The following is a 23,034-nucleotide window of genomic DNA, read 5'->3' as shown; positions in this document are numbered from 1 at the left end:
CCCGACGGACTTTCAGGAGCAGACCGTGACCGACGCACACACCGCCGGCCCCTTCATCGCCGCCATCGACCAGGGCACCACGTCCAGCCGCTGCATCGTCTTCGACCGCGACGGGCGCATCGTCTCCGTCGACCAGAAGGAGCACGAGCAGATCTTCCCGAAGCCGGGCTGGGTCGAGCACAACGCCACCGAGATCTGGACCAACGTCGAGGAAGTCGTCGCCGGAGCCATCTCCAAGGCGGGCATCACCAGCGCCGACATCAAGGCCATCGGCATCACCAACCAGCGTGAGACCACGCTGCTGTGGGACAAGAACACCGGTGAGCCGGTGTACAACGCCATCGTCTGGCAGGACACCCGCACCGACGCCCTCTGCAAGGAGCTCGGCCGCAACGTCGGCCAGGACCGCTTCCGGCGCGAGACGGGCCTGCCGCTCGCCTCCTACTTCGCCGGCCCCAAGGCCCGCTGGCTGCTCGACAACGTCGACGGCCTGCGCGAGCGCGCCGAGGCGGGCGACATCCTCTTCGGCACCATGGACTCCTGGGTCATCTGGAACCTGACGGGCGGGGTGAACGGCGGCAAGCACGTCACCGACGTCACCAACGCCTCGCGCACCATGCTGATGAACCTGCACACCATGGAGTGGGACGAGCGCATCGCCGAGTCCATCGGCGTGCCGACCCGGATCCTCCCCGAGATCCGCTCCTCCGCCGAGGTCTACGGCGAGGTCACCGGCGGCAAGCTCGGCGACATCCTGGGCGGCGTCCCGGTCGCCTCCGCCCTCGGCGACCAGCAGGCGGCCCTGTTCGGCCAGACCTGCTTCGAGGAGGGCGAGGCCAAGTCCACGTACGGCACCGGCACCTTCATGCTGATGAACACCGGCGAGAAGGCCATCAACTCGTACTCCGGACTGCTCACCACCGTGGGCTACCAGATCGGCGAGCAGAAGCCGGTCTACGCCCTCGAGGGCTCCATCGCCGTCACCGGCTCGCTCGTGCAGTGGATGCGCGACCAGATGGGCCTGATCAACTCCGCCGCCGAGATCGAGACCCTGGCGTCCTCGGTCGACGACAACGGCGGCGCGTACTTCGTACCGGCCTTCTCGGGCCTGTTCGCCCCGTACTGGCGTTCCGACGCCCGCGGTGTGATCGCCGGTCTGACCCGGTACGTCACCAAGGCGCACATCGCGCGCGCCGTTCTGGAGGCCACCGCCTGGCAGACCCGCGAGATCACCGACGCCATGACGAAGGACTCCGGCGTCGAGCTCGCGGCCCTCAAGGTCGACGGCGGCATGACCTCCAACAACCTGCTGATGCAGACCCTCTCGGACTTCCTGGACGCGCCGGTGGTGCGCCCCATGGTGGCCGAGACGACCTGCCTCGGCGCCGCCTATGCCGCCGGTCTCGCCGTCGGCTTCTGGTCCTCCACCGACGACCTGCGCGCCAACTGGCGCCGGGCCGCGGAGTGGACCCCCCGCATGGACGCGGACATCCGCGACCGTGAGTACAAGAACTGGCTCAAGGCCGTCGAGCGGACCATGGGCTGGCTCGAGGACGACGAGAGCTGAACCGCACTCAGCTCAGCTGACGAGGAGTTAAGCAACCATGACCACCCTGCAGAGCGGCCCCGCCCTTCCGGCTCTCGGCACGCCTCCGGCCGCCGGCAGCGCGCCGAGCCGCGCCGAGACCCGGGAACGTCTGTCCAAGGCGTCCTACGACCTCCTGGTGATCGGCGGCGGCATCCTGGGCATCTCCACCGCCTGGCACGCCGCGCAGTCGGGTCTCAGGGTGGCCCTGGTGGACGCCGGCGACTTCGCCGGCGCCACCTCCTCCGCCTCCTCCAAGCTCCTCCACGGCGGTCTGCGCTACCTGCAGACCGGCGCGGTGAAGCTGGTCGCGGAGAACCACTTCGAGCGGCGTGCGGTGTCACGTCAGGTGGCACCGCACCTCGCCAACCCGCTCACCTTCTACCTGCCGGTCTACAAGGGCGGCCCGCACGGCGCCGCCAAGCTCGGCGCGGGCGTCTTCGCCTACTCGGCGCTCTCCGCGTTCGGCGACGGCGTCGGCCACCTGCTCTCCCCCGCCAAGGCGGCGCAGGACGTGCCGGAGCTGCGCACGGACAACCTGAAGGCCGTGGCCGTGTACGGCGACGACCAGATGAACGACGCGCGCATGGCCCTGATGACGGTCCGCGCCGCCGCCGAGGCCGGCGCCGCCGTCCTCAACCACGCCGAGGTCACCGGCCTGCGCTTCACCGGCGGCCGGGTCACCGGCGCCGACCTCAAGGACCGCGTGGACGGCGAGGAGTTCGGCGTCAACGCCCGCCTGGTCCTGAACGCGACCGGCCCCTGGGTCGACCACCTGCGCAAGATGGAGAACCCGGACGCGGCCCCCTCCATCCGCCTGTCCAAGGGCGCGCACCTGGTCCTCAAGCGCACCGCTCCCTGGAAGGCCGCGCTGGCCACGCCGATCGACAAGTACCGCATCACGTTCGCCCTGCCCTGGGAGGACATGCTGCTGCTCGGCACCACCGACGAGGAGTTCGAGGGCGACCCGGCGGACGTGCGCGTCACCGAGTCCGACACCGCGCAGATCCTGGACGAGGCCGCGTTCTCCATCCGCGACCAGCAGCTGTCCCGTGATCTGATCACGTACTCCTTCGCGGGTCTGCGGGTGCTGCCCGGCGGTCCCGGCGACACCTCCAAGGCCAAGCGCGAGACGGTCGTCACCGAAGGCCGCGGCGGCATGCTGTCGGTCGCGGGCGGCAAGTGGACGACGTTCCGCCACATCGGCCGTACGGTCATGAAGAAGCTGGAGTCGCTGCCGGGCCACCCGCTGGGCGACGACTACGAGCCGATCTCCGAGCTGCCGAAGAAGCTGCCGCTGCCCGGTATCGCCAACCCGCGCGCGGTAGCCCACCGCCTCCTGGTCGACGGCCCCGCGCCCGGCCCGCGCATGGCGCCCGACACCGCGCGGCACCTGGCCACGCACTACGGCTCCCTGTCCTTCGACATCGCCCGCCTGGCGAACGAGAACCCGGAGCTGGCCGAGCGCGTGCACCCCGACGCGCCGGAGATCTGGGCGCAGGTCGTGTACGCCCGTGACAACGAGTGGGCCGAGACGGCCGACGACGTGCTGCGTCGCCGTACGACGCTGACGATCCGGGGCCTTGCCACGGACGAGATCCGCAGCAAGGTCGAGGACCTGCTGAGCAAGAAGAGCTGACGTCCGTCTGACGTGGGTAAGGGGCGGCCTCCCTGGAGGCCGCCCCTTACGCGTGCCCTGGGCACGCGCCATGCCGCCGCCCTGGGCACGCGCCATGCGGCAACCATCGAGCACGCCGTCGCCGCCGGGCCGCAGCTCATCGGCTCGCCGCAGCAGATCATCGACAAGATCCTCGGGTGGCACGAGGTGTACGGGCACGATCTGCAGTCCCTATCCGTGGACGGCTTCGGGCTCTCGCGGGGCGAGCAGGTCGAGACGTTGCAGCGGTTCGCGGAGGAGGTCGCACCGGTGGTGCGGAGGGAGGCGCCCACGGGGTTGTGGGGGTGAGCGTGGTGCCCTCGCGGGGGCGCAGCCCCCGGTTTCGGAACGGGGCGGGACCGGGGCGCCCTGCGAGGATCAACCAGGCCGGCACCCACCACCCGCACCACCCCAAGCCCCCCTGAGGAGCCCCCGGATGTCCACACGCGCCCACGAAGAAGCCACCCAGCCCATCTCGGGCATCCCCCGCACGGGCCTCCCGGCGCACGCTGTCGTCGTCGGCGACCCCGCCCGCGCCACGGCGGTCGCCGAACTCCTCGCCGACGCCAAGGAGATCTCGTACCACCGCGAATACCGCACGTACACCGGCACCTGGCAGCACCTGCCGGTCGTCGTGTCCTCGCACGGCGTGGGCGCCCCGGGCGCACTGCTCCTGTTCCAGGAGCTGGCCGCGGCAGGTGTGACGCATTTCATCCGGCTGGGGACGGCGGGCGCGATCCGGCCCGGCATCGGCGACGGCGACCTGGTCGTCGCGGACGCGGCGGTGCGCGACGACGGCGTGACGCAGCAGCTGATCCCGGCCGAGTACCCGGCGTTCGCCGCGCCGGAGGCGGTGCTCGCGCTCCAGCGGGCGGCCCGCGCCGCCGGGGCCCCCTACCACCGGGGCGTGGTGTGGACCAGGGCCGCCTTCCAGCCGGGCTTCCTGCCGCTGCCCGCCGACGCCTACGAGCGGGCCGGGATCGCGGCGATCGAGATGGAACTCGCGGCGCTGTACGTGTTCGCCTCGACGCGCGGCCTCACGGCGGGCGGCGCGCTCGTGGTCGACGGCGCGAACGCCGACGAACTGGTCGACGAGGAGGCCACCGGCGGCTACGACCCGCACCGGTCGGTGGTCGCCGACGGAGTCACCCGCGCCGCCCGGATAACCTTGGACGCACTGCGCCTGCTGGCCGCCGAGGACGCCGGGCTGCCCGCGCAGACATCGCCCACAAGGCGGTAGGCCACGCCCCGGTCGGCAGGACCCCCGCCGACGCCGTGACCTCCCGGTCCCACGACACAGCCCCCGCACCGCACTCCACACCGCGTCCCTTCGCACGGAACGGAACTCATGATTCCCATCGATCTCCTCGTCCACGGCGGTGACGTCCTCACCGTCGACGCCTCCGGCACGGTCGTGGCCGACGGCGCGGTCGCCGTGCGCGGCGGCGAGATCGTCGAGGTCGGCCCGGCCGCGCGGCTGCGGGCCGCGTACGCGGCGGTGGAGGAAATCGACGCGCGCGGCTGCCTGGTGCTGCCGGGACTCATCAACACGCATACGCACCTGGCGATGACGCTGCTGCGGGGCACCGCCGACGACGTGACCCTCCAGGGCTTCCTGGAGCGAGTCATTCCGCGGGAGGCGGCGCTCCTGTCGCCGCGGACGGTCGCGGCGGGCATCGGGGCGGCGATCGCGGAGTCGGTACGCGGCGGGGTGACGGCCGCCCTCGACATGTACTGGTTCCACGAGGCGGCCGAGGAGGTGGCCCGCGCGGCCGGGTGGCGGCTGCTCACGGGGCCGACGTTCATGGACGTGCCGGAGCCGCCGGACGGCCGCCCGTACGCGGACCGGCTCGGCTGGGCCGAGGCGCACCTGACCGCCCGCGTCCCGGCGCCGGGCACCCGGCCCGTGCTGTTCGCGCACTCCGCGTACACCCTGGTGCCCGAGCAGCTCACCGCGATCGCCGAGCTGGCCCGCGCCCACGGCGCGCTCCTTCACCTGCACGCCGCCGAGAACGCCACCGAAGTGGCGACGGTCACCCAGCAGCACGGGATGCGCCCCGTGGAACTGCTCGACTCGCTCGGCGTACTCGGCCCCGACACGCTCCTCGCGCACGCCGTCGACCTGACCGACGCCGAGATCGCGGCCCTCGCCCGCACGGGGACGGCCGTCGCCCACTGCCCGGTCTCCAACTTGAAGCTGGGCTGCGGCATCGCCCGGGTGCCCGACCTGACGGCGGCCGGTGTCACGGTGGGCCTGGGCACGGACGGCGCCGTGAGCTCCAACACCCTCGACGTCCTCGGCGCCGTGCGGATGGCGGCGCTCGTGCACAAGGCGGGCGGCGACCCCACGGCGGTGGGCGCCGAGCAGGCCGTGCGGATGGCGACCATCGGGTCCGCGCGGGCCCTCGGTCTCGACGCGCAGCTGGGGTCCCTGGAGCCCGGCAAACGCGCCGACCTGATCGTCCTCGACCTGGACCGTCCGCACCTGGCGCCGCGGCACGACCCGTACTCGACCCTCGCGTACGCCGCCGGACCCGCCGACGTGCGCGACACCGTCGTGGACGGCCGCGTCCTGATGCGCGACCGGACGCTGCTCACCCTGGACGAGCGCCAGGCCGTGCGCGGCCTCCAGGAGGCGGCGTCCACCCCGCTGCCCCGCCCCCGTACGGCCACCGAGCACCTCACCGGAAGCGTCAGCCCATGACGAACACGACCTCCGAACCGTCCCTGACCTCCCAGCCTGCCGCGGCCCCGGAACCGGCCACGGCCTCAGCACCGACCCGCGGCTTCACCGGCCGCGCCCGCGCCGCCGACCGCGACCCGCGCCTGCCCCCGGGCCAGTACGACGCCCGCGACGGCTGGCCCGTCCTGTCCGCCGAGGTGACCCCGCGCCTCACGGCCGCCGACTGGACGTTCCGCGTCGACGGCCTGGTCGCGCGGCCGCGCACCTGGACCTGGGACGAGGCGCACGCGCTGCCCGCGTCGGAGTACCGGGGCGACATCCACTGCGTGACGAGCTGGTCCAAGTTCGGCGTGCGCTTCGGCGGCGTGAGCCTGGACGCGTTCCTCGCCGAAGTCGGCCCTTCCGCCACGGCCACGCACGTCGTCGCGTACTCCCACACCGGCTACACCGCCAACCTGCCGCTCGCCGACGTGACCGGCGGCCGAGCGTGGATCGTCTGGGAGTACGACGGGGAGCCGCTGGCGCCGGAGCACGGCGGGCCCGCCCGGCTGATCGTCCCGCACCTGTACTTCTGGAAGAGCGCCAAGTGGATCGCGGGCCTCAGGCTCCTCGACCACGACGAGCCCGGCTTCTGGGAGCAGAACGGCTATCACCACCGGGGCGACCCGTGGCGCGAGGAGCGGTACGCCGGTGACTGAGCCCATGGACACCCCCTTCGTCCCCCCGACCGCGTTCGCCGTGCCCGGCCGCATCTCCGTGAGCAGCCGCTCGGCCTCCGTCTGGCAGCAGGCCCTGATCACTCAGATCCGCCGGGAGACGCCCGCCGCGTCGACGTTCCGGCTCAAGGTGCCCGACTGGCAGGGCCACCTGCCCGGCCAGCACCTGATGCTGCGGCTCACCGCGCCGGACGGCTATGTCGCCCAGCGCCACTACTCCCTGGCCTCCGCGCCCGACGACAGCGGCGAGATCGAGCTGACCCTGGACCACGCGCCGGGCGGCGAGGTGTCCGGGCACCTGCACACCGTGGCCCAGGTGGGCGACCTGGTGGAGGTGCGCGGCCCGCTGTCCGGATTCTTCGCCTGGCCCGGCGACCGGCCCGCGCTGCTGCTCGGCGCGGGATCCGGCGTCGTACCGCTGATGTCGATGATCCGCCACCACCGCCGCGCGGGCCTGACCGTGCCCCTGCGGCTCATCGTCTCGGCGCGCACCCGCGCGGACCTGATCTACGCGGACGAGTACGGCGACGAGACCACGGCCGTCCTCACCCGCGCCGAAGGCCGCCTGCACGCCGGGCACTTGGCGCCGTACCTCGGCGCCGGGCAGCCCGAGGGCGGCTGGGAGGCGTACGTCTGCGGGTCCAACGGCTTCGCCGAGCACGCCTCGCGGCTCCTGGTGGACGGCGGCCAGCCGGTGGACCGGATCAGGATCGAACGCTTCGGCTGAACCCCCTGCTCAGCGGCGACCGCAGAGGACATAATGAGCTGATACATCGGATGTCTCTTTCAGTCTCATTCTGTCTGATGCCGTCTGATGCGGTCTGATGCCGTCTGGTGCGACTGGTGCGACTGGTGCGACTGGTGCCGTCTGACGCTGCCTGTTGCTGCCTGACGCCGTCAGTCGGTGTCCGTCGCTGTCTGTCCCCACTGGTCCGCACACTGAGCACACCGAGGCGAGGTCCCCATGGCTGTCACGGACGAGGCCATCGAAAAGATCAAGGGCATGATCGTCTCCGGCGCGCTGCGCCCCGGCGACCGGCTGCCCAAGGAGAGCGAACTGGCCGCGGAGCTCGGGCTCTCCCGCAACTCGCTGCGCGAGGCGGTGCGGGCGCTCTCCCTGATCCGCATCCTGGACGTGCGCCAGGGCGACGGGACGTACGTCACCAGCCTGGACCCGCAGTTGCTCCTGGAGGCGCTGAGCTTCGTCGTGGACTTCCACCGCGACGACACCGTCCTCGAATTCCTCGCCGTGCGCCGGATCCTGGAGCCCGCCGCCACGGCCATGGCCGCCACCCGCATCAGCGAGGCCGAACTGGACACGCTCACCGCCCAGTTGGACGCGCTCGGCACCGCGCCGAGCGTGGAGGAGCTGGTGGCCTGCGACCTGGAGTTCCACCGCGGCATCGTGCAGTCGTCCGGGAACTCGGTGCTCTGCTCCCTCCTCGACGGCCTGTCCGGGCCGACCACACGGGCCCGCGTCTGGCGCGGTCTGACCCAGGAGGACGCGGTCAGCCGCACCCTGCACGAACACCGGGCGATCCTCGCGGCGCTGCGCGACCGGGACGCCGAGGCGGCCAGGTCCTGGGCCACGGTGCACGTCGCGAGCGTGGAGCAGTGGCTCCGCTCCACTCTGTGAGTCATGCGTGAGGGGCGATTGACCTGGGCAGTGATCCGGCACTCGGCACCGTCGGGGGGCTGCGGACGGCCCCGCGGGACGCCGTAAGGTTGGGGCGTACTTAGAGGAGAACGTCGGAAGGAGGCCTGGGTGATCGAGCTCGAGGGGGTACCCGAGCTGATCGACCCGGTCATGGTGGCCGCGTTCGAGGGCTGGAACGACGCCGGCGACGCCGCCTCCACCGCGGTCGCGCATCTCGACAAGGAGTGGAAGGGCGAGGTGTTCGCGGCGCTGGACGCCGAGGACTACTACGACTTCCAGGTCAACCGGCCCACGGTGTGGCTGGACGGCGGAGTGCGCAAGATCACGTGGCCGACGACCCGGCTCTCGGTGGTCCGCGTCGGCGGCGACAAGCCGCGCGACCTCGTCCTGGTGCGGGGCATAGAGCCGTCCATGCGCTGGCGTTCGTTCTGCAACGAGCTGCTCGGCTTCGCCCACGAGCTGGGCGTGGAGCTGGTCGTGATCATGGGTGCGCTGCTCGGCGACACCCCGCACACCCGCCCGGTCCCGGTCAGCGGCGTCACGTCCGACCCGGACCTGGCGCGCACCATGGACCTGGAGGAGACCAAGTACGAGGGCCCGACGGGCATCGTCGGCATCCTCCAGGAGGCGTGCACGCACGCGGGCGTCCCCGCGGTCAGCCTGTGGGCGGCCGTCCCGCACTACGTCTCGCAGCCGCCGAACCCGAAGGCGACGCTCGCCCTCCTCAACCGCCTGGAGGACCTGATCGACCTCAGGATCCCCCTCGGTGAGCTGACGGAGGACGCGCGCGCCTGGCAGCTGGGCGTCGACCAGCTCGCCGCCGAGGACAGCGAGGTCGCCGAGTACGTCCAGTCCCTGGAGGAGGCACGGGACACCGCGGAGCTGCCCGAGGCGTCCGGCGAGGCCATCGCACGGGAGTTCGAGCGGTATCTGCGGCGGCGCGACGGCGGCGGCCCCGGCCCCGGTCCCGTCGCCGGGACCGGGCAGGTCGGCGGGACCGGGCAGGTCGGCGGGCACGCCACGGACGGCGGCGACGGGGCGGCGTACCTGCGGGACACGCCGAGCGAGCGCACGCGGCCGCCGAAGCCGCAGCCGCGCCCGGAGCCCGCGGCGGACGCCAAGGGCGAACCGGCCGAGTCAAGCCAGGAATCCGACACCGCCGAATCCACGAAATCCAGTGGCTCCGGCGGCGGCACGGATGACGGCGGGCGGAGCGAGGGCCGCCGCGAGAAGCCCGGCCGCGCCAAGGAAGACGATTCCTCGTCAGAGGATTCCTCCGAGGACTGAGACGGTCGACGGCACGTTCCAGGGGCGGCACCCGTGTGGGTGCCGCCCCTTCTCGTTGCCCACGGCCCAGGAGGTCACAGCCGTCACGCACGCATTTGGCCGGTATCGGACGTGACACGAGTTTGTTGATGAAATGCGCACTGTTCCCAACTCAACTTCCCTTCAAACCCTGTTGGGTGAAAGTGGTCTGGACGGGCGGGCCCGGCGGTAGCAGGGTAGGCGGCGACCGGAAGGCAGGCGGGGCGCGGTAACCGAAGGGAGCGGTGAAGCGATGACCGACCAGGTGCAGCGGGGCAGCGACCCCGGGGGCAGTGGCCCCGGACCCGACGGAATGGGGTTCACGTATCGGGCCGCCGATGCGGAACTGATCGTCGTCGCCCGGCCGGAGGCCCGGCTGCGTGCCCAGGAGCAGGGCGTCCGCTCGGCGTCGGGCTCCGACGTGTCGGCCCTGAACATGTTCCTCAGCGACGAACAACTCACCCTGGAGCCGCTGTTCGGCAGCGAGGACCGGCTGCGGGCGGCGGCCCCCGACGCCCAGGGCGAGGTGCCCGACCTGGCGCTGTTCTACCGGGTGCGCGGGGGCGGGGATCGCGCCCAGGAGCTGCGCGCGCGGATGGCGGCGCTGCCCGGGATCGAGACGGCGTACGTGAAGCCGGGCGCCGTGCCGGCCGCGCTCGGGCCCGTCGGGCAGCAGGTCGGCGCGAGCGAGCCGGACGAGGAGCGGCGCCGCAAGGAGGGGATGCCGGCGACGCCGGACTTCAGCGGCCGCCAGGGCTATCTGCGCCCCGCGCCGGAGGGCGTCGACGCGTACTGGGCCTGGCAGCGCCTGGGCGGCGGCGGTGACGGGGTGACCGTCATCGACATCGAGGGCGCCTGGCAGCTGAGCCACGAGGACCTGTCGGCGAAGCTCGCGGGCGTGGTGATCGGCACCCCCATCCAGGACCTTGCCTGGCGCAACCACGGCACGGCCGTGATCGGTGTCATCGGCGCCGACCGCAACGCCATCGGTGTCACCGGCATCGTGCCGGACGCCGTGACCGCGGTCGCCTCGTTCACCCCGGCGGGCACGGCGGCGACGATCCACGCCGCGGCGGACCGGCTCGCGCCGGGCGACATCATCCTCATAGAACTGCACCGCCCGGGCCCGAAGTTCGACTTCGAGGCCCGCGACGACCAGAAGGGCTACATCGCCATCGAGTGGTGGCCGGACGACTTCGCCGCGGTCCGCTACGCCACGGCCAAGGGCATCGTCGTCGTCGGCGCGGCGGGCAACGGCGCGGAGTCCCTGGACGACGCGGTGTACGAGCGGCGTCCGGACGAGTTCCCGTCCTGGTGGCGCAACCCCTTCAACCCGTCCAACCCCTCGTCCGAGGCCGTCCTGGTCGGCGCGGGCGCGCCGCCCCCCGGCACGCACGGCCGTGACCACGGCCCGGACCGCTCGCGCCTGGGGTTCTCCAACTACGGCGCGCGCCTGGACGCGCAGGGCTGGGGCCGTGAGACCACGACGACCGGCGGCTTCTGGAACCAGCCGGGCGACCTCCAGGGCGGCGTGGACGAGATCGCCTGGTACACGGACACGTTCTCCGGCACCTCGTCGGCGTCCCCGATCGTCGTCGGCGCCGTCGCCGCGCTCCAGGGCGTCCTCAAGGCTGCGGACCAGCAACCGATGACGTCCGCCCGCGCACGCGCCGTGCTGCGGGCCACCGGGTCGCCGCAGCAGGACGGGCCCGGCCGCCCGGCGTCCCAGCGGATCGGCAACCGCCCCGACATCAAGGCGGCGGTCACCAAGCTGCTTCCCGCGAGGGTGGGCTCCGGCCTCGCCGAGCGCTACTGGGACGAGCTGATCCCGTATCCGCCCGAACTCCCGCCGCGCCTCAGGCTCTTCGTGGCCGGGCAGTGGCGGAACCTGAACAACCCCTCCCCCGAGACCCGCCAGGCGGTGCACTCCGCCTTCGCCGGGGAATCACCGGACGTGCGTGTCTGGTTCTCGGACGACGAGGTCGTCGGCCTGGTCGTCACCGGCTGAACCGCGGCACGCGACGAGAAGCACCACCGCACCACATCAACGGACCGACCATTGACGGAAGGTGACACCCGCATGAGCACCATCCCGCAAATGAGTCAACTGGGCCAGCAGCAGGGCCAGCAGTACGGCCCACAGCAGTTCGGGCAGCAGGGGCAGCAGAGCTACGGCCCCGAACAGCTCGGCCAGCAGCAGCCGTTCGGCCAGCAGTACGGCCAGCAGTACGGCCAGCAGCAGCACGGCCAGCAGGGCCCGAGCACCGCGCCGCCGCAGCCCGGCCAGATCGGTCAGATCGGCCAGCAGGGCCAGATCGGTCAGCAGGGTCAGATCGGCCAGCAGGGCCAGATCGGCCAGCAGCGCCAGTACGGGCAGCAGATCCCCGGCCAGCAGCAGTTCCCCCAGCAGATGCAGCAGCAGATCCCGCAGCACCTGCGCCAGCAGATGCAACAGCTCGGCCAGCAGCAGCCGTTCCAGCAACTGCTGCAGCAGCTCGGCCAGCAGCAGGTCCCGCAGGCGCAGGCGCCCGCGATCTCGACGCAGGCCCTCGCGGGTGCCGTCGCCCAGAGCTTCTGGGACGTCGTCCAGCCGCTCCCGGGCCAGGCCTCACTGCTGTACCTGCACGTGGACGGCGAGTGGCGCGTCTACGTGAACCCCGACGACCGCACCCGCGACCAGGTCCAGGAAGCCTTCGCGTACGGGCAGCCGGTGATCGGCTACTACGACACGAACAACCCCGGGCTGCTGCTCGCGATCGTGATCACCCGGTGATCCACACCCGGTGACGGGACCGCGGCGCCGGACGGAGGCTACCCGTCCGGCGCCGCTCGGGTACGTCCGCGTCCCTACAGGGCGACGCCCAGCAGTGCGTCCACCGCGCGGGACACGACGCCGGGGGCGCCCTCGTCCGTGCCGCCCTCGGCGTCCTGACGGGCGGCCCAGCGGTCGACGGCGGCGAGCGCGGCGGGCGCGTCCAGGTCGTTGGCCAGGGCCTCGCGCACCTCCTCGACCAGGGCCTCGGCGGGCGGTCCGTCGGGGCGGGACACCGCGGCGCGCCAGCGGGCGAGCCGCGCGACGGCGTCCTGGAGCACCTGGTCGGTCCACTCCCAGTCGGCGCGGTAGTGGTGGGCGAGCAGGGCGAGCCGGATGGCGGCGGGGTCGACGCCATCGCGCCGCAGCCGGGAGACGAAGACCAGATTGCCCTTGGACTTGGACATCTTGGCGCCGTCGAGGGCGACCATGCCGGCGTGCACGTACGCCTTGGCGAAGGGGTGCTCGCCGGTCAGCGCCTGCGCGTGCGACGCGCCCATCTCGTGGTGCGGGAAGGCCAGGTCGGAGCCGCCGCCCTGGATGTCGAAGCCCATGCCGAGGTGGTCGAGGGCGATGGCGACGCACTCGATGTGCCAGCCGGGGCGGCCGGGGCCGAGGGAGCCGCCGTCCCAGCTCGGCTCGCCGTCGCGGGCGGCCATCCAGAGCATCGGGTCGAGCGGGTTCTTCTTGCCCGCGCGGTCCGGGTCGCCGCCGCGCTCGGCGGACAGCAGGCGCATGGCGGCGGCGTCGAGCCCCGACACCTCGCCGAAGTGCGGGTCGGACTCGACGGAGAAGTAGATGTCGCCCTCGAGGTCGTAGGCGGCGCCCAGGTCCCGCAGCCGCTCGACCAGCGGCACGATGCCCGGTATCGACTCGACGGCTCCGACGTAGTGCCGCGGCGGCAGCAGCCGAAGCGCGGTCATGTCCTCGCGGAACAGCGCGGTCTCGCCCTGCGCCAGTTCGACCCAGTCCTTGCCGTCGCGCTTGGCGCGCTCCAGGAGCGGGTCGTCCACGTCGGTCACGTTCTGCACGTAGTGGACCTGCCGCTTGGTGTCGAGCCACACGCGCTGCACGAGGTCGAACGCGTTGTAGGTCGCCGCGTGACCCATGTGGGTCGCGTCGTACGGCGTGATGCCGCAGACGTAGATACGGGCGACGGGACCGGGGTCGAGGGTGACGAGGCCACCGGTCGCGGTGTCGTGGATCCGGAGGTCGCGGCCCTTGCCGGGCAGGGCGGGAACCTCAGAAGCGGGCCAGGCATACATGTCTTGAGCCTAACCGGACGCCCCTTCCGCATACGACCCAGGGCGACGAGATCTTCGACAGGTTTCCCCACGCCCCACCAGGGGCAGTCCCCCGCGCCTCGCGGGTGCGGGGCCTCACACCGGCGGCCACGGAATGGCCGGCCACTGCCCCGAAGGACTCGGATGCCGCCCCGCGGCGAGCAGCGCGTCCACCCGCTCCCGGACGGCGTCGACCTCCGCGGCGGTCAGCAACTCCGCCAGCCGCCCGGCCAACGGCGCCCCCGCCACCAGGCCGTCCCGCAGGGAACCCAGCGCGTCCACCGCCCCCTCGGGCAGCTTCTCCCCGGCCCATCCCCACAGCAGCGTCCGCAGCTTGTCCTCGACGTTGAACGTGACCCCGTGGTCGATGCCGAAGAGGCGCCCGCCGTCGCCGAGCACGAGATGCCCGCCCTTGCGGTCGGCGTTGTTGATCACGGCGTCGAGGACGGCGAGCCGCCGCAGCCGGGCGTCGTCCGCGTGCACGAGCAGCGCCGTGCGCCCCTCGCCCACCTGGGCGTACCCGACGGCCTTCCAGCCCTCCCCGGGCTCGTCCCCCTCGACGAGGGCTAGCAGCCCGGCCGCGTCGCTCTCCTCAGCCCCGACGTCGGCACCGTCCGCGGACTCCGCGGACTCCGCGGCTTCCCTGGGCTCTCCGGGCTCTCCGGGCTCCCCGGAGGCATCCGGCCCGACCCACAGCTGGACCATCCCCTCCCCGTAGGGGCCGTCCCGCAGCACGGTGGGCGGCACCAGGCCCCACCCGAGCGCTTCGGAGACCTCGTACGCGGCGACCTCCCGCTGCGCGAGGGTCCCGTCGGGGAAGTCCCACAGGGGCCGCTCCCCGGCGACGGGCTTGTAGACGCAGGCGGCGCTCTGCTCCTCGTAGGCGACCGTGCAGTAGAGCACCGCGTTGGAGGCCTCCCGGATCTGCCCGCGCACGGTCAACTCACCGCGGGCGAGCAGTTCGGTGGCGCTCACGCGTCCCGCCGGTATCCGTTCTGGCGCGGGCATACGTGTCCTTCCGGGTCGAGCGGCAGGCTGCACAGCGGGCACGGCGGGCGGCCCGCGTTCACGACGTCGAGGGCACGCTTGGTGAAGGCCCTGGCCTGGGCGCCGGTGAGGCGGACGCGGAGCATCGGGGGGCCGTTCTCCTCGTCCTGCAGGAGCCTTTCCTCGGCCTCCGCCAGGTCCTCCTCGGAGTCCGCGTCCAGCTCGACGAGTGCCTGCGCCTCCACGATCATGCGCTCCTCGTCGCCGTCCCAGGCGAGCGCCATCGTGCCGACCCGGAACTCCTCCTCGACGGGCGAGTCGAGCGGGGCGCTGTCGGTGACCTCGGCGGGCGCCACGGCGGGCACCGCCGCGCTGCCGCCGCTGCGCCGCACGACCTCGTCGAGCAATTCCTCCATGCGCTCGGCGAGCGCGGCCACCTGGGTCTTCTCCAGGGCGACGCTGGTCACCCTGACGCCCGCGGAGGCCTGGAGGAAGAAGGTACGCCGACCGGGGAGCCCGACGGTTCCGGCGACGAAGCGTTCCGGCGGGTCATAGAGGAACACCTGACGGGACACGTCCTGTCTCCATTGGAATCGACTGCATGTACTTGGCGCGACCACTGCACCCTACTGCGGGCGACGATCACGGTGCGCCCGCGTCGCCGCCCACCTGTGCGTCGCCGCTCGCGGACGCCTCGCGCGGGGCGAGCGAACCGAAGTCGCCGGTGTCACCGAGCCGTACGAGGAAGGGCCGCAGCCGGGTGAAGCGGATCGCCGTGACGGAACAGGGTTCCACGGAGATGCGCTGGAACAGGTCCAGGTGCAGCCCGATGGCGTCGGCGACGAGGGACTTGATGATGTCGCCGTGGGAGCACATCAGATAGACCGCGTCGGCGCCGTGGTCGCGCTCCACGCGCGCGTTCCACTCGCGCACGGCCTCCGCGGCCCGCGTCTGCATGGCCCGCAGCGACTCGCCGCCGGGGAAGGCGGCCGCGGCCGGGTGCTGCTGGACGACCTCCATCAGGGGCTCGTCCGCGAGCTCGGCGAGCTTGCGGCCCGACCAGTCGCCGTAGTGGCACTCGCCGATGCGCTCGTCCGTGTGGACGGGCACGTCGGGGCGCGCGGCGAGCAGCGGCGCGAGGGTCTCCTGACAGCGCTGCAGCGGGCTGGTGACGACCTCGGCGAGGGGCAGCGCGGCGAGTCGCCCGGGCAGCGCGGCGGCCTGCTCGGCGCCGCGCTCGTCGAGGCCGACGCCGGGAGTCCAGCCGGCCAGCAGGCCCGCGGTGTTGGCGGTCGAGCGTCCGTGGCGGACGAGGATCAGCGTGGGCATGCGGGCCAGCCTAAGCCGCCGAGGGGGTGCGGCAGGGGCCGAGCCCGGGAAGAATGCGCAGCGTGATCGTGGACTGCGCCACCTACCGGCACGGGGTTCGCGCCCAGGGCCCCGCGGACTTCTCCGACGCCCTGGACGAGGCCCGGGCGGCCGGGGACGCGTTCGTCTGGGTCGGCCTGTACGAGCCGACGGAGGACGAGTTCGACCTGGTCGCCAAGGAGTTCTCGCTGCACCCGCTGGCGGTGGAGGACGCTTTGAAGGCCCATCAGCGGCCGAAGCTCGAGGTGTACGACGACTCGGTGTTCGTCGTGTTGAAGCCGGTGGTGTACGAGCCGGAGAGCGACGCCGTGTCGTCCGGCGAGCTCATGATCTTCATGGGCGACTGCTTCGTGGTGACCGTTCGCCACGGCGAGGGCGCGCCGCTCAGCGCCGTGCGCCACCAGCTGGAGTCGGACCACGAGGTGCTCGAGCACGGTCCGACGGCGGTGCTGTACTCCATCGCCGACGCCGTGGTCGACCACTACCTGGAGGTCGCGGACGAGCTGCAGACGGACCTGGAGGTCCTGGAGGCGGAGGTGTTCTCGCCGGACGGGGGCGGCTCGCGGAACACGGCCTCCAGGATCTACCGCTTCAAGCGGCAGATCCTGGAGTTCCGGCGCGCCACGGGCCCCCTCGCGATGCCGCTCGCGCGGCTCGCGGGCCTGGGCCCGTCCGGCCGCGCGGTGCCGTTCGTGGACGAGTCCGCGCAGCCGTACCTGCGGGACGTCAACGACCATCTGCTGCGCGTGAACGAGTCCGTGGAGGGCCTTGACCGCCTGGTGACGGACATCCTGTCGGCGCATCTGGCGCAGATGAGCGTGCGGCAGAACGACGACATGCGCAAGATCTCCGCGTGGGCGGCCATGGCGGCGGTGCCCACGATGATCGCGGGCATCTACGGCATGAACTTCGAGCACATGCCGGAGCTGCGCTGGTGGTGGGCGTACCCCGCGGTGATCCTGCTGATGGCCGCGCTCGAGGTGGGCCTGTTCCGGCTGTTCAAGCGCCGCGGTTGGCTCTAGCGTCCCTCCTCGGGGACCTGTCGGGGTGTGCGCGGTCAGGCGAACTCGGCCGCGGAGGTGGCGGGTCCGCCGAGCGCGTCGCGCCGTTCCGGCATCTTCAGGGTCACCATCCGCCGCCAGCCGCCCGCGCGTTCGTACGCGTACATGGCATGGATGCCCGCCGTGAGCGTTCTGGACTTGACCGGGGACCAGCGCAGGATGCGGCCCATGTGCTCCATGACGGCGAGGCTGACGTCGCGGTAGATGACGATCTCCGCGAGCGCGCACTCGCGCAGGGTGCTCTGGATGGCGCGGCCGTGCCCGGCGTAGGCGAAGCGCAGCAGTTCCTCGTGGCAGTACGCCAGGTGGTTGTCCTCGTCGTTCGAGATCATCTTCACGGCCTTGCCGACCTCGGGGTCGTCCCCGAAGTGCTTGCGGAGCATGACCATCTGGTCGGCGGCGCGCTGCTCGGTGACGCGGCTGTGCGAGAGGTACGTGACGATGTCCTGCTCGGTGAGCGGCTGGTCGGCGCGGAGCTTCTCGTGCGCGAGTCCGATGCCGCTGCGCTCCAGGATCATCGTGTAGTCGGTGGCGGCGGGGACGTCGACGGGGTCGAGGCCGCGCTTGCGCAGCAGCGCGTTGAAGATCCGTCCGTGCTTGTCCTCGTCGGCGCCGTGCCGGGCGATCTTGGGGGCGAGATCGCGCTGGCTCTCGGGGACGAGCGCGGCGATGCGCCCGTTCTCCCAGCCCCCCTGGGACTCTCCGCTCGCCGCGATGGAGCAGAACAGCCGGAACGACTCGTCGTTGTCGAGGATCTCTTGGAAGAGACTCCGGGCCGAAAGCATCGCAGGCACCTCCATGCCGTCACTGACCACACAGACTTCCGCAAAGAACGAGTCAAATGCGCAGTGCGCCAACAGGCAACAGGTGTACGCGACAGCTCAGCCAAACGAAGGACACAGGGGACCCAAAGGGGCGGATGAGCACTCCGGAGGGGGCGGTCGGACAGATGGGGACGGGAAGCCTCCGGGGCCGTAACCGGAAGGCTCGTCGCCGCGTTGTGCTCCGTGACGGCCGTGGCGGGGAAGACCCCCGAGCCCCCACCACGGCCGCGGAAACCTCCCGCTACGCCAGCCCGGCGCGCTCCATGGCCTCGGTGCCCGCGCGCAGCGAGGCCAGCCGCTCCTCCACCGTGAAGCCCGCGGGCGCCAGCGTGAGCGTGGTGACACCGGCCTCCGCGTAGGCCCGCATCCGGTCGGCGATGCGGTCCACGGAGCCGAGCAGGGTGGTGGAGTCGATCAGGGACCGCGGCACGGCGGCGGCCGCGCCCTCCTTGTCGCCGGACAGGTACTTGTCCTGGATCTCGGCGGCCTCCTTCTCGTACCCCATGCGCTGGGCGAGCTGGTTGTAGAAGTTCTGCTTCCGGCTGCCCATGCCGCCGACGTACAGCGCGGTGTAGGGCCGGAACATGTCGGCGAGGGTGTCGACGTCCGCGTCCTTGCCGACCGCGAGCGGCAGGGTGGGCACCACGTCGAAGCCCTCCATGGTCAGGCCCGCCTTCTCGCGCCCGGCCCGCAGATGACGCAGCGCGGTCTCCTCCAGGTGCTCGGCGGCCGGGAAGATCAGCAGCGCGCCGTCGGCGATCTCGCCGGTCTGCTCCAGGTTCTTCGGCCCGATCGCGGCGATGTACAGCGGGATGTGCTCACGCTGCGGGTGCACGGTCAGCTTGATGGGCTTGCCGGGGCCGCCCGGCAGCGGCAGCGTCCAGTGCTCGCCCTCGTAGCTCAGCCGCTCGCGCGTCATGGCCTTGCGTACGATCTCGACGTACTCCCGGGTGCGGGCCAGCGGCTTGTCGAACTTCACGCCGTACCAGCCCTCGGAGACCTGCGGCCCGGAGACGCCGAGCCCGAGCCGGAACCGGCCGCCGGACAGCGAGTCGAGGGTGGCCGCCGTCATCGCGGTCATCGCGGGCTGGCGCGCCGGGATCTGGAAGATCGCCGAGCCGACGTCGATCCGCTCGGTCTGCGCCGCCACCCACGAGAGCACGGTGGCCGCGTCCGAACCGTAGGCCTCGGCCGCCCAGCAGACCGCGTAGCCCAGCTTGTCGGCCTCCTTCGCGACGACGAGATTGTCCGCGTCCATCCCGGCGCCCCAGTAGCCGAGGTTGATACCGAGCTGCATGGCCGAATCCCCTTACCCGTGAGTAACGTGCCTGTTCCGGGACTGTAGCGCGCGGGCGGGCGATCCGGCAGGGGCGGGCGGCGGTCCCGGCGGGGCCGGAGGGCGGGGCCGCGGGGCGTGGCGGGAGCCGTTGCCCGATCGGGTTCATGAGTTGTCCACAGGCGCGGCTTTGTCCACACGCACACCCAGCGCTGAGGCATGGCCAGTAATCTCGCCGCCATGGAGCAGAGGCATCTCGGCCGAACAGGTCTGCGCGTGTCCCGGATCGGGCTCGGCACCCTCACATGGGGGCACTCCGACGAGATCGGGGAGAACGACGCCGCCGACCTGCTGAAGGCCTTCTGGGAGGCGGGCGGCACCCTCGTGGACACGGCCGATGTGTACGGCGACGGGGAGGCCGAGTACCTCCTCGGGCGACTCGTCGAGCGCCTGGTGCCGCGGCGCGATCTGGTCATCGCGACGAAGGCGGGCAGCGTGCCCGACCCCGACCGCCGCTTCGACGGCTCGCGCGGCCATCTGCTGTCCGCGCTCGACGCCTCCCTGGCCCGCCTCGGCACGGACTACGTCGACCTGTGGCAGGTCCACGCCTTCGACAGCGGCACGCCCCTGGAGGAGACGCTCCAGGCCCTGGACATCGCGGTCAGCAGCGGCCGCGCGCGCTACGCGGGCGTCTCCAACTTCAGCGGTTGGCAGCTCGCCAAGGCCGCCACCTGGCAGCTCGCCGCGCCCGGCACCCGCACCCGCATCGCCAGCACGCAGATGGAGTACTCCCTGCTTCAACGCGGCGTCGAGCGCGAGGTGCTGCCCGCCGCCCTCGACCTCGGCGTCGGCCTGCTGCCCTCGTCGCCGCTCGGCCGCGGCGTCCTCACCGGCAAGTACCGCAACGCGACTCCCGCCGACTCGCGCGGCGCCTCCGAGCAGTTCGCCCCGTTCGTCGCGCCGTACCTGGACGACGCGGCCGGGCGGGTCGTGGACGCCGTGGCGATAGCGGCCGACGGCCTCGCCGTCACCCCGTTGCAGGTGGCGCTCGCCTGGGTGCGCGACCGCCCCGGAGTGACCGCCCCGATCGTCGGCGCGCGCAACGCCCAGCAGCTCACGGCCGCATTGTCAGTGGAGACCCTTAGTCTTCCTGACGAGATCTGCCAGGCGCTCGACGATGTGTCAGCGCCCGTGCACCGCTACCCAGACCAGGACTGGAGCACGCTGTGAGTACGGAGTCCGCTGCCGCGGAGGTCGCCGAACCCGAGGCCCCGGAAGCCGGATCGGGCCCCGCCGCCGAGGACGCGCCGGAAGCCGGGGCCGCGCCGGACGGCGGGGCGCCGGAGGGGGATGCCGGGGGCGCCGGGGACGGCTCGGCGGGCCCGGACGGCCTGGAGGACGCGGCCGACCCGACCGGCACGGGTGAACCGGACGGCCCGGACGGCCCGGACGACGCCCCGGAGGGGGCTGCTTCCGAGGGCGCTGCCGAGGCCGGGGGCAACGCCCCGGACAGCGGTGCCGAGGCCGGTGCCGGCGAGGGCAAGGACACCAGCGCGGACGGCGAGGACGCCGGGGTGTCCGAGGCCCAGGCCGAGCTCGCGGCACAGCGGGAGCTGCGGGAGCGGATCGAGCAGCGCAAGGCCAGCAAGGACGGGCCCGTGGCGGCGGGCGCGAAGCTCAAGGGCACGGCGGCCGACCTGCTGGCGGCGGTGCGGGCCGTGGAGAGCGGCGAGAAGCCCGTCGCGTCCGCGTTCCGCGAGCCCGCGCCGGTCGCGCCGCAGCGGACCGCCCCCGAGCCCCTGCGGCGGCCGGCGGCCGAGGCCCCGGCCGTGGCGGCCGAGCCCGCGCCGGAGACGGTCGAGGCGGTGGCGGCGGTGCTGGCCGACGGCGGTGCGCCCGCGGCGCTCGCGGCCCGGGCGGCGGCCGTGCTCGGCGAGGGCGCGGACGGGGTGCTGCGTGCCGACCCCTGGCAGTTGCTGCGGGTCGCCGGGGTGCGGCCGGAGCAGGCCGACGGGTTCGCGCGGGCGCTCCTCGGCCCGGACTGCGGTCCTGGCGACGAACGCAGGGGCTGCGCGCTGACGGTGTGGCTGCTCGAACAGGCCGCGCTCGCCGGGCACACGGCGCTCGAGTCGTCGGCACTCACCGCGGCGCTGGCGCAGCGCGGGGTGCCGGACCCGGCCGAGGCCGTGCAGTCCGCCCTCGCGGAGGGCGACGTGCTGGTCTTCCAGGACGCGCTGGAGGAGGTCCCCGGGGCGGCTCCGGTGCGCCCCGCCCCGCCCGGAGACGACACCGACGGCGCCGACGGCACCGGGGACGCGGAGGCAGCGACGCCGGTCCGCGTACTGCTCGGCCTCGAGCGGTACGCCCTCGCGGAGGAGAGCCTGGCCGACGGCCTCGCCCGGGTCATGAACTCGCTGCCGAAGGAGGGGGGTTCGGGCCCGGAGGGCGACGGCTCGGCTCCGGCGGACCAGGGGGCGGATCCCGACGGCGCGGATCCCGACACTGCGGCTCCCGACACCGTGACTCCCGGCGGCTCGGGGAGCGACGGTGAGCGCTCACGTCCCCCGGCCACCGCCGACTGGGAGTCCGCGGCGGCCGCCGCCAAGGGGTCCGCAGCCGACCTGATCCGCGCCGTGGCCACGCACGGCCTCGTGCTGCACACGGGCGGCGACGCGGCCCGCGCCGAGCCCGCCGCGCTGGTGGCGGCGGCCCGGACGCTGGGCCTGCGGGTGTGCGCGGCGACGCACAGCGCGGAGGGACAGCGGAGGCTGGCCGAGGGGCTGGACGGGGGCCCGGACAAAGGTGTCGCCGTGACCGTGGCCGGTCTCCTCTCCGGGCGGCAGGGCCCTGGCCGCGACGCGGACGGCGCGCTGTCCCTGGACCTGCTCGTGGTCCTGGACGCCCCGCAGCTGGACGTGGAGACGGCCGCGATGCTCGTGGAGTCGCTTCCGGACGGCGCCCGGCTCGTGCTCAGCGGGGACTCGGGAGTGCTGTGGTCCGCGGGCCCCGGCCGGGTGTTCGCGGACCTGCTCGCGGCCCGCTGCTGCCCGCAGGTCGTCTCGCGCACGCCGGACCCCGGCCCCATCGGGGAGCTGGTCTCCAGCATCGGCGTCGGTGAGCTGACCCAGGTCGAGGCACCCGGCAAGGAGGTCGTGATCGTCCCCGTGCGGGACGCGCCCGACGCGATCCACCGCACGGTGCAGCTGGTCGCGGACTCGGTGCCGCGCGCCATCGGGGTACCGGCGGGACAGACGCAGGTGATCACGCCGGGCCACGGCGGCGCGGCGGGTACGCGCGCGCTGAACGCGGCACTGAAGGAGCGGCTGAACCCGGGCCCCGGCCGGTTCGGCGGCTTCGACCCCGGAGACCGGGTCGCCTACGCCCCGACGCCTGGCCGCACGGTGCTCGGCCGGGTGGTCGGCGCCGACGCGCAGGGCCTGCGCCTGGAGTGCGAGGGCACCCCTGTCGCCGTGCCGAAGGAGCGGGTGGAGCAGTCCGTGCGGCACGCCTGGGCGCTCACCGCGCACCAGGCCGCGGGGCGCCGCTGGCCCGCGGCCGTCGTCGTCCTGCCGGGCGACGCCGCGGGCGCCCTGACCCGGCCGTGGGTGTACACGGCCTTCAGCCGCGCCGAGCGCCACCTCTCGGTCGTCCAGGGCGTCGCCCAGGCCCTGCCCCAGGCGGTCGCCGAGCGCCCCGCCAAGGAGCGCACAACGCGCCTGCGCACGCTCCTTCGCCCCCAGGCCCCGGCCGCGGGCTAGCGCGTACGCGGCGAGCGGCCCCGACCCCCGTGCAGGGGGCCGGGGCCGCGCTCATCCGGCCG

The 23,034-nt window shown here is 73.1% G+C and carries 19 protein-coding genes and 1 pseudogene; 14 read left to right on the top strand and 6 right to left on the bottom strand.

Features of this window, described 5'->3' with window-relative positions:
* Window positions 1–25: 25 nt before the first annotated feature.
* The 11 genes and pseudogenes from glpK (at window position 26) to QUY26_RS32395 (ending at window position 12,376) form a co-directional block, all read left to right on the top strand.
* Complete coding sequence (gene glpK, locus QUY26_RS32445) at window positions 26–1,567, top strand: glycerol kinase GlpK (protein ID WP_289952975.1); 1,542 nt, start codon at window positions 26–28, stop codon at window positions 1,565–1,567.
* Between the two features lie 37 nt (window positions 1,568–1,604).
* A complete protein-coding gene (locus QUY26_RS32440; RefSeq protein ID WP_289952973.1) occupies window positions 1,605–3,224 on the top strand; it encodes a glycerol-3-phosphate dehydrogenase/oxidase in 1,620 nt (539 codons plus the stop codon).
* A 102-nt stretch (window positions 3,225–3,326) separates the two neighbouring features.
* Window positions 3,327–3,551, top strand: a pseudogene (locus QUY26_RS32435) (LLM class flavin-dependent oxidoreductase); the annotation flags it as partial.
* 127 nt (window positions 3,552–3,678) lie between these two features.
* Window positions 3,679–4,482 carry a phosphorylase family protein gene (locus tag QUY26_RS32430; RefSeq protein WP_289952971.1) on the top strand — a complete coding sequence of 268 codons (804 nt, stop codon included), beginning with the start codon at window positions 3,679–3,681 and terminating at the stop codon, window positions 4,480–4,482.
* 108 nt (window positions 4,483–4,590) lie between these two features.
* Window positions 4,591–5,946 carry an amidohydrolase gene (locus tag QUY26_RS32425; protein WP_289952970.1) on the top strand — a complete coding sequence of 452 codons (1,356 nt, stop codon included), beginning with the start codon at window positions 4,591–4,593 and terminating at the stop codon, window positions 5,944–5,946.
* Entirely contained in the window at window positions 5,943–6,623 is a 681-nt protein-coding gene (locus tag QUY26_RS32420; protein WP_289952969.1) for a sulfite oxidase-like oxidoreductase, read from the top strand. Before QUY26_RS32425 ends, QUY26_RS32420 begins: the two co-directional genes overlap by 4 nt.
* Before the next feature lie 4 nt (window positions 6,624–6,627).
* The gene (locus QUY26_RS32415; RefSeq protein ID WP_289956236.1) at window positions 6,628–7,368 is read left to right on the top strand and encodes a ferredoxin reductase; all 741 of its coding nucleotides are present in this window, start codon (window positions 6,628–6,630) and stop codon (window positions 7,366–7,368) included.
* A 237-nt stretch (window positions 7,369–7,605) separates the two neighbouring features.
* A complete protein-coding gene (locus tag QUY26_RS32410; protein ID WP_289952967.1) occupies window positions 7,606–8,277 on the top strand; it encodes a FadR/GntR family transcriptional regulator in 672 nt (223 codons plus the stop codon).
* Window positions 8,278–8,406: 129 nt separating this feature from the next.
* Window positions 8,407–9,585 (top strand): PAC2 family protein, encoded by a 1,179-nt coding sequence (locus QUY26_RS32405; protein WP_289952965.1) that lies wholly within the window; start codon window positions 8,407–8,409, stop codon window positions 9,583–9,585.
* Between the two features lie 271 nt (window positions 9,586–9,856).
* A complete protein-coding gene (locus QUY26_RS32400) occupies window positions 9,857–11,611 on the top strand; it encodes a S8 family peptidase (protein WP_289952963.1) in 1,755 nt (584 codons plus the stop codon).
* 72 nt (window positions 11,612–11,683) lie between these two features.
* Window positions 11,684–12,376 carry a hypothetical protein gene (locus tag QUY26_RS32395; protein ID WP_289952961.1) on the top strand — a complete coding sequence of 231 codons (693 nt, stop codon included), beginning with the start codon at window positions 11,684–11,686 and terminating at the stop codon, window positions 12,374–12,376.
* A 74-nt stretch (window positions 12,377–12,450) separates the two neighbouring features.
* On the opposite strand, the gene mshC is transcribed toward QUY26_RS32395, so the two are convergent.
* The 4 genes from mshC to QUY26_RS32375 form a co-directional block, all read right to left on the bottom strand.
* A complete protein-coding gene (mshC, locus tag QUY26_RS32390; protein WP_289952959.1) occupies window positions 12,451–13,680 on the bottom strand; it encodes a cysteine--1-D-myo-inosityl 2-amino-2-deoxy-alpha-D-glucopyranoside ligase in 1,230 nt (409 codons plus the stop codon).
* 114 nt (window positions 13,681–13,794) lie between these two features.
* On the bottom strand, window positions 13,795–14,706 hold the full coding sequence (locus QUY26_RS32385; protein WP_289952957.1) for an SCO1664 family protein: 912 nt from the start codon (window positions 14,704–14,706) through the stop codon (window positions 13,795–13,797).
* Window positions 14,670–15,260 carry a DUF3090 domain-containing protein gene (locus QUY26_RS32380; protein ID WP_289952955.1) on the bottom strand — a complete coding sequence of 197 codons (591 nt, stop codon included), beginning with the start codon at window positions 15,258–15,260 and terminating at the stop codon, window positions 14,670–14,672. Before QUY26_RS32380 ends, QUY26_RS32385 begins: the two co-directional genes overlap by 37 nt.
* A 67-nt stretch (window positions 15,261–15,327) precedes the next feature.
* Window positions 15,328–16,014 carry a histidine phosphatase family protein gene (locus QUY26_RS32375; RefSeq protein WP_289952953.1) on the bottom strand — a complete coding sequence of 229 codons (687 nt, stop codon included), beginning with the start codon at window positions 16,012–16,014 and terminating at the stop codon, window positions 15,328–15,330.
* 62 nt (window positions 16,015–16,076) lie between these two features.
* On the opposite strand from QUY26_RS32375, the gene corA reads away from it, so the two are divergent.
* The gene (gene corA / locus QUY26_RS32370; RefSeq protein ID WP_289956234.1) at window positions 16,077–17,075 is read left to right on the top strand and encodes a magnesium/cobalt transporter CorA; all 999 of its coding nucleotides are present in this window, start codon (window positions 16,077–16,079) and stop codon (window positions 17,073–17,075) included.
* Window positions 17,076–17,110: 35 nt separating this feature from the next.
* On the opposite strand, the gene QUY26_RS32365 is transcribed toward corA, so the two are convergent.
* Complete coding sequence (locus QUY26_RS32365) at window positions 17,111–17,899, bottom strand: ferritin-like domain-containing protein (protein WP_289952951.1); 789 nt, start codon at window positions 17,897–17,899, stop codon at window positions 17,111–17,113.
* A gap of 280 nt (window positions 17,900–18,179) precedes the next feature.
* Window positions 18,180–19,235 (bottom strand): LLM class F420-dependent oxidoreductase, encoded by a 1,056-nt coding sequence (locus tag QUY26_RS32360; protein ID WP_289952949.1) that lies wholly within the window; start codon window positions 19,233–19,235, stop codon window positions 18,180–18,182.
* Window positions 19,236–19,454: 219 nt separating this feature from the next.
* Here QUY26_RS32360 and QUY26_RS32355 point away from each other — a divergent pair, with 219 nt between their 5' ends.
* Both QUY26_RS32355 and QUY26_RS32350 read left to right on the top strand, forming a co-directional pair.
* Complete coding sequence (locus QUY26_RS32355; RefSeq protein WP_289952947.1) at window positions 19,455–20,444, top strand: aldo/keto reductase; 990 nt, start codon at window positions 19,455–19,457, stop codon at window positions 20,442–20,444.
* Window positions 20,441–22,972 carry a helix-hairpin-helix domain-containing protein gene (locus QUY26_RS32350; protein ID WP_354670721.1) on the top strand — a complete coding sequence of 844 codons (2,532 nt, stop codon included), beginning with the start codon at window positions 20,441–20,443 and terminating at the stop codon, window positions 22,970–22,972. Before QUY26_RS32355 ends, QUY26_RS32350 begins: the two co-directional genes overlap by 4 nt.
* Window positions 22,973–23,034 lie beyond the last annotated feature (62 nt).

It is taken from the genome of Streptomyces flavofungini (genome assembly GCF_030388665.1).
In the GTDB taxonomy this organism is placed as follows: domain Bacteria; phylum Actinomycetota; class Actinomycetes; order Streptomycetales; family Streptomycetaceae; genus Streptomyces; species Streptomyces flavofungini_A.
This window is presented reverse-complemented; position numbering and strand designations above follow the sequence as displayed.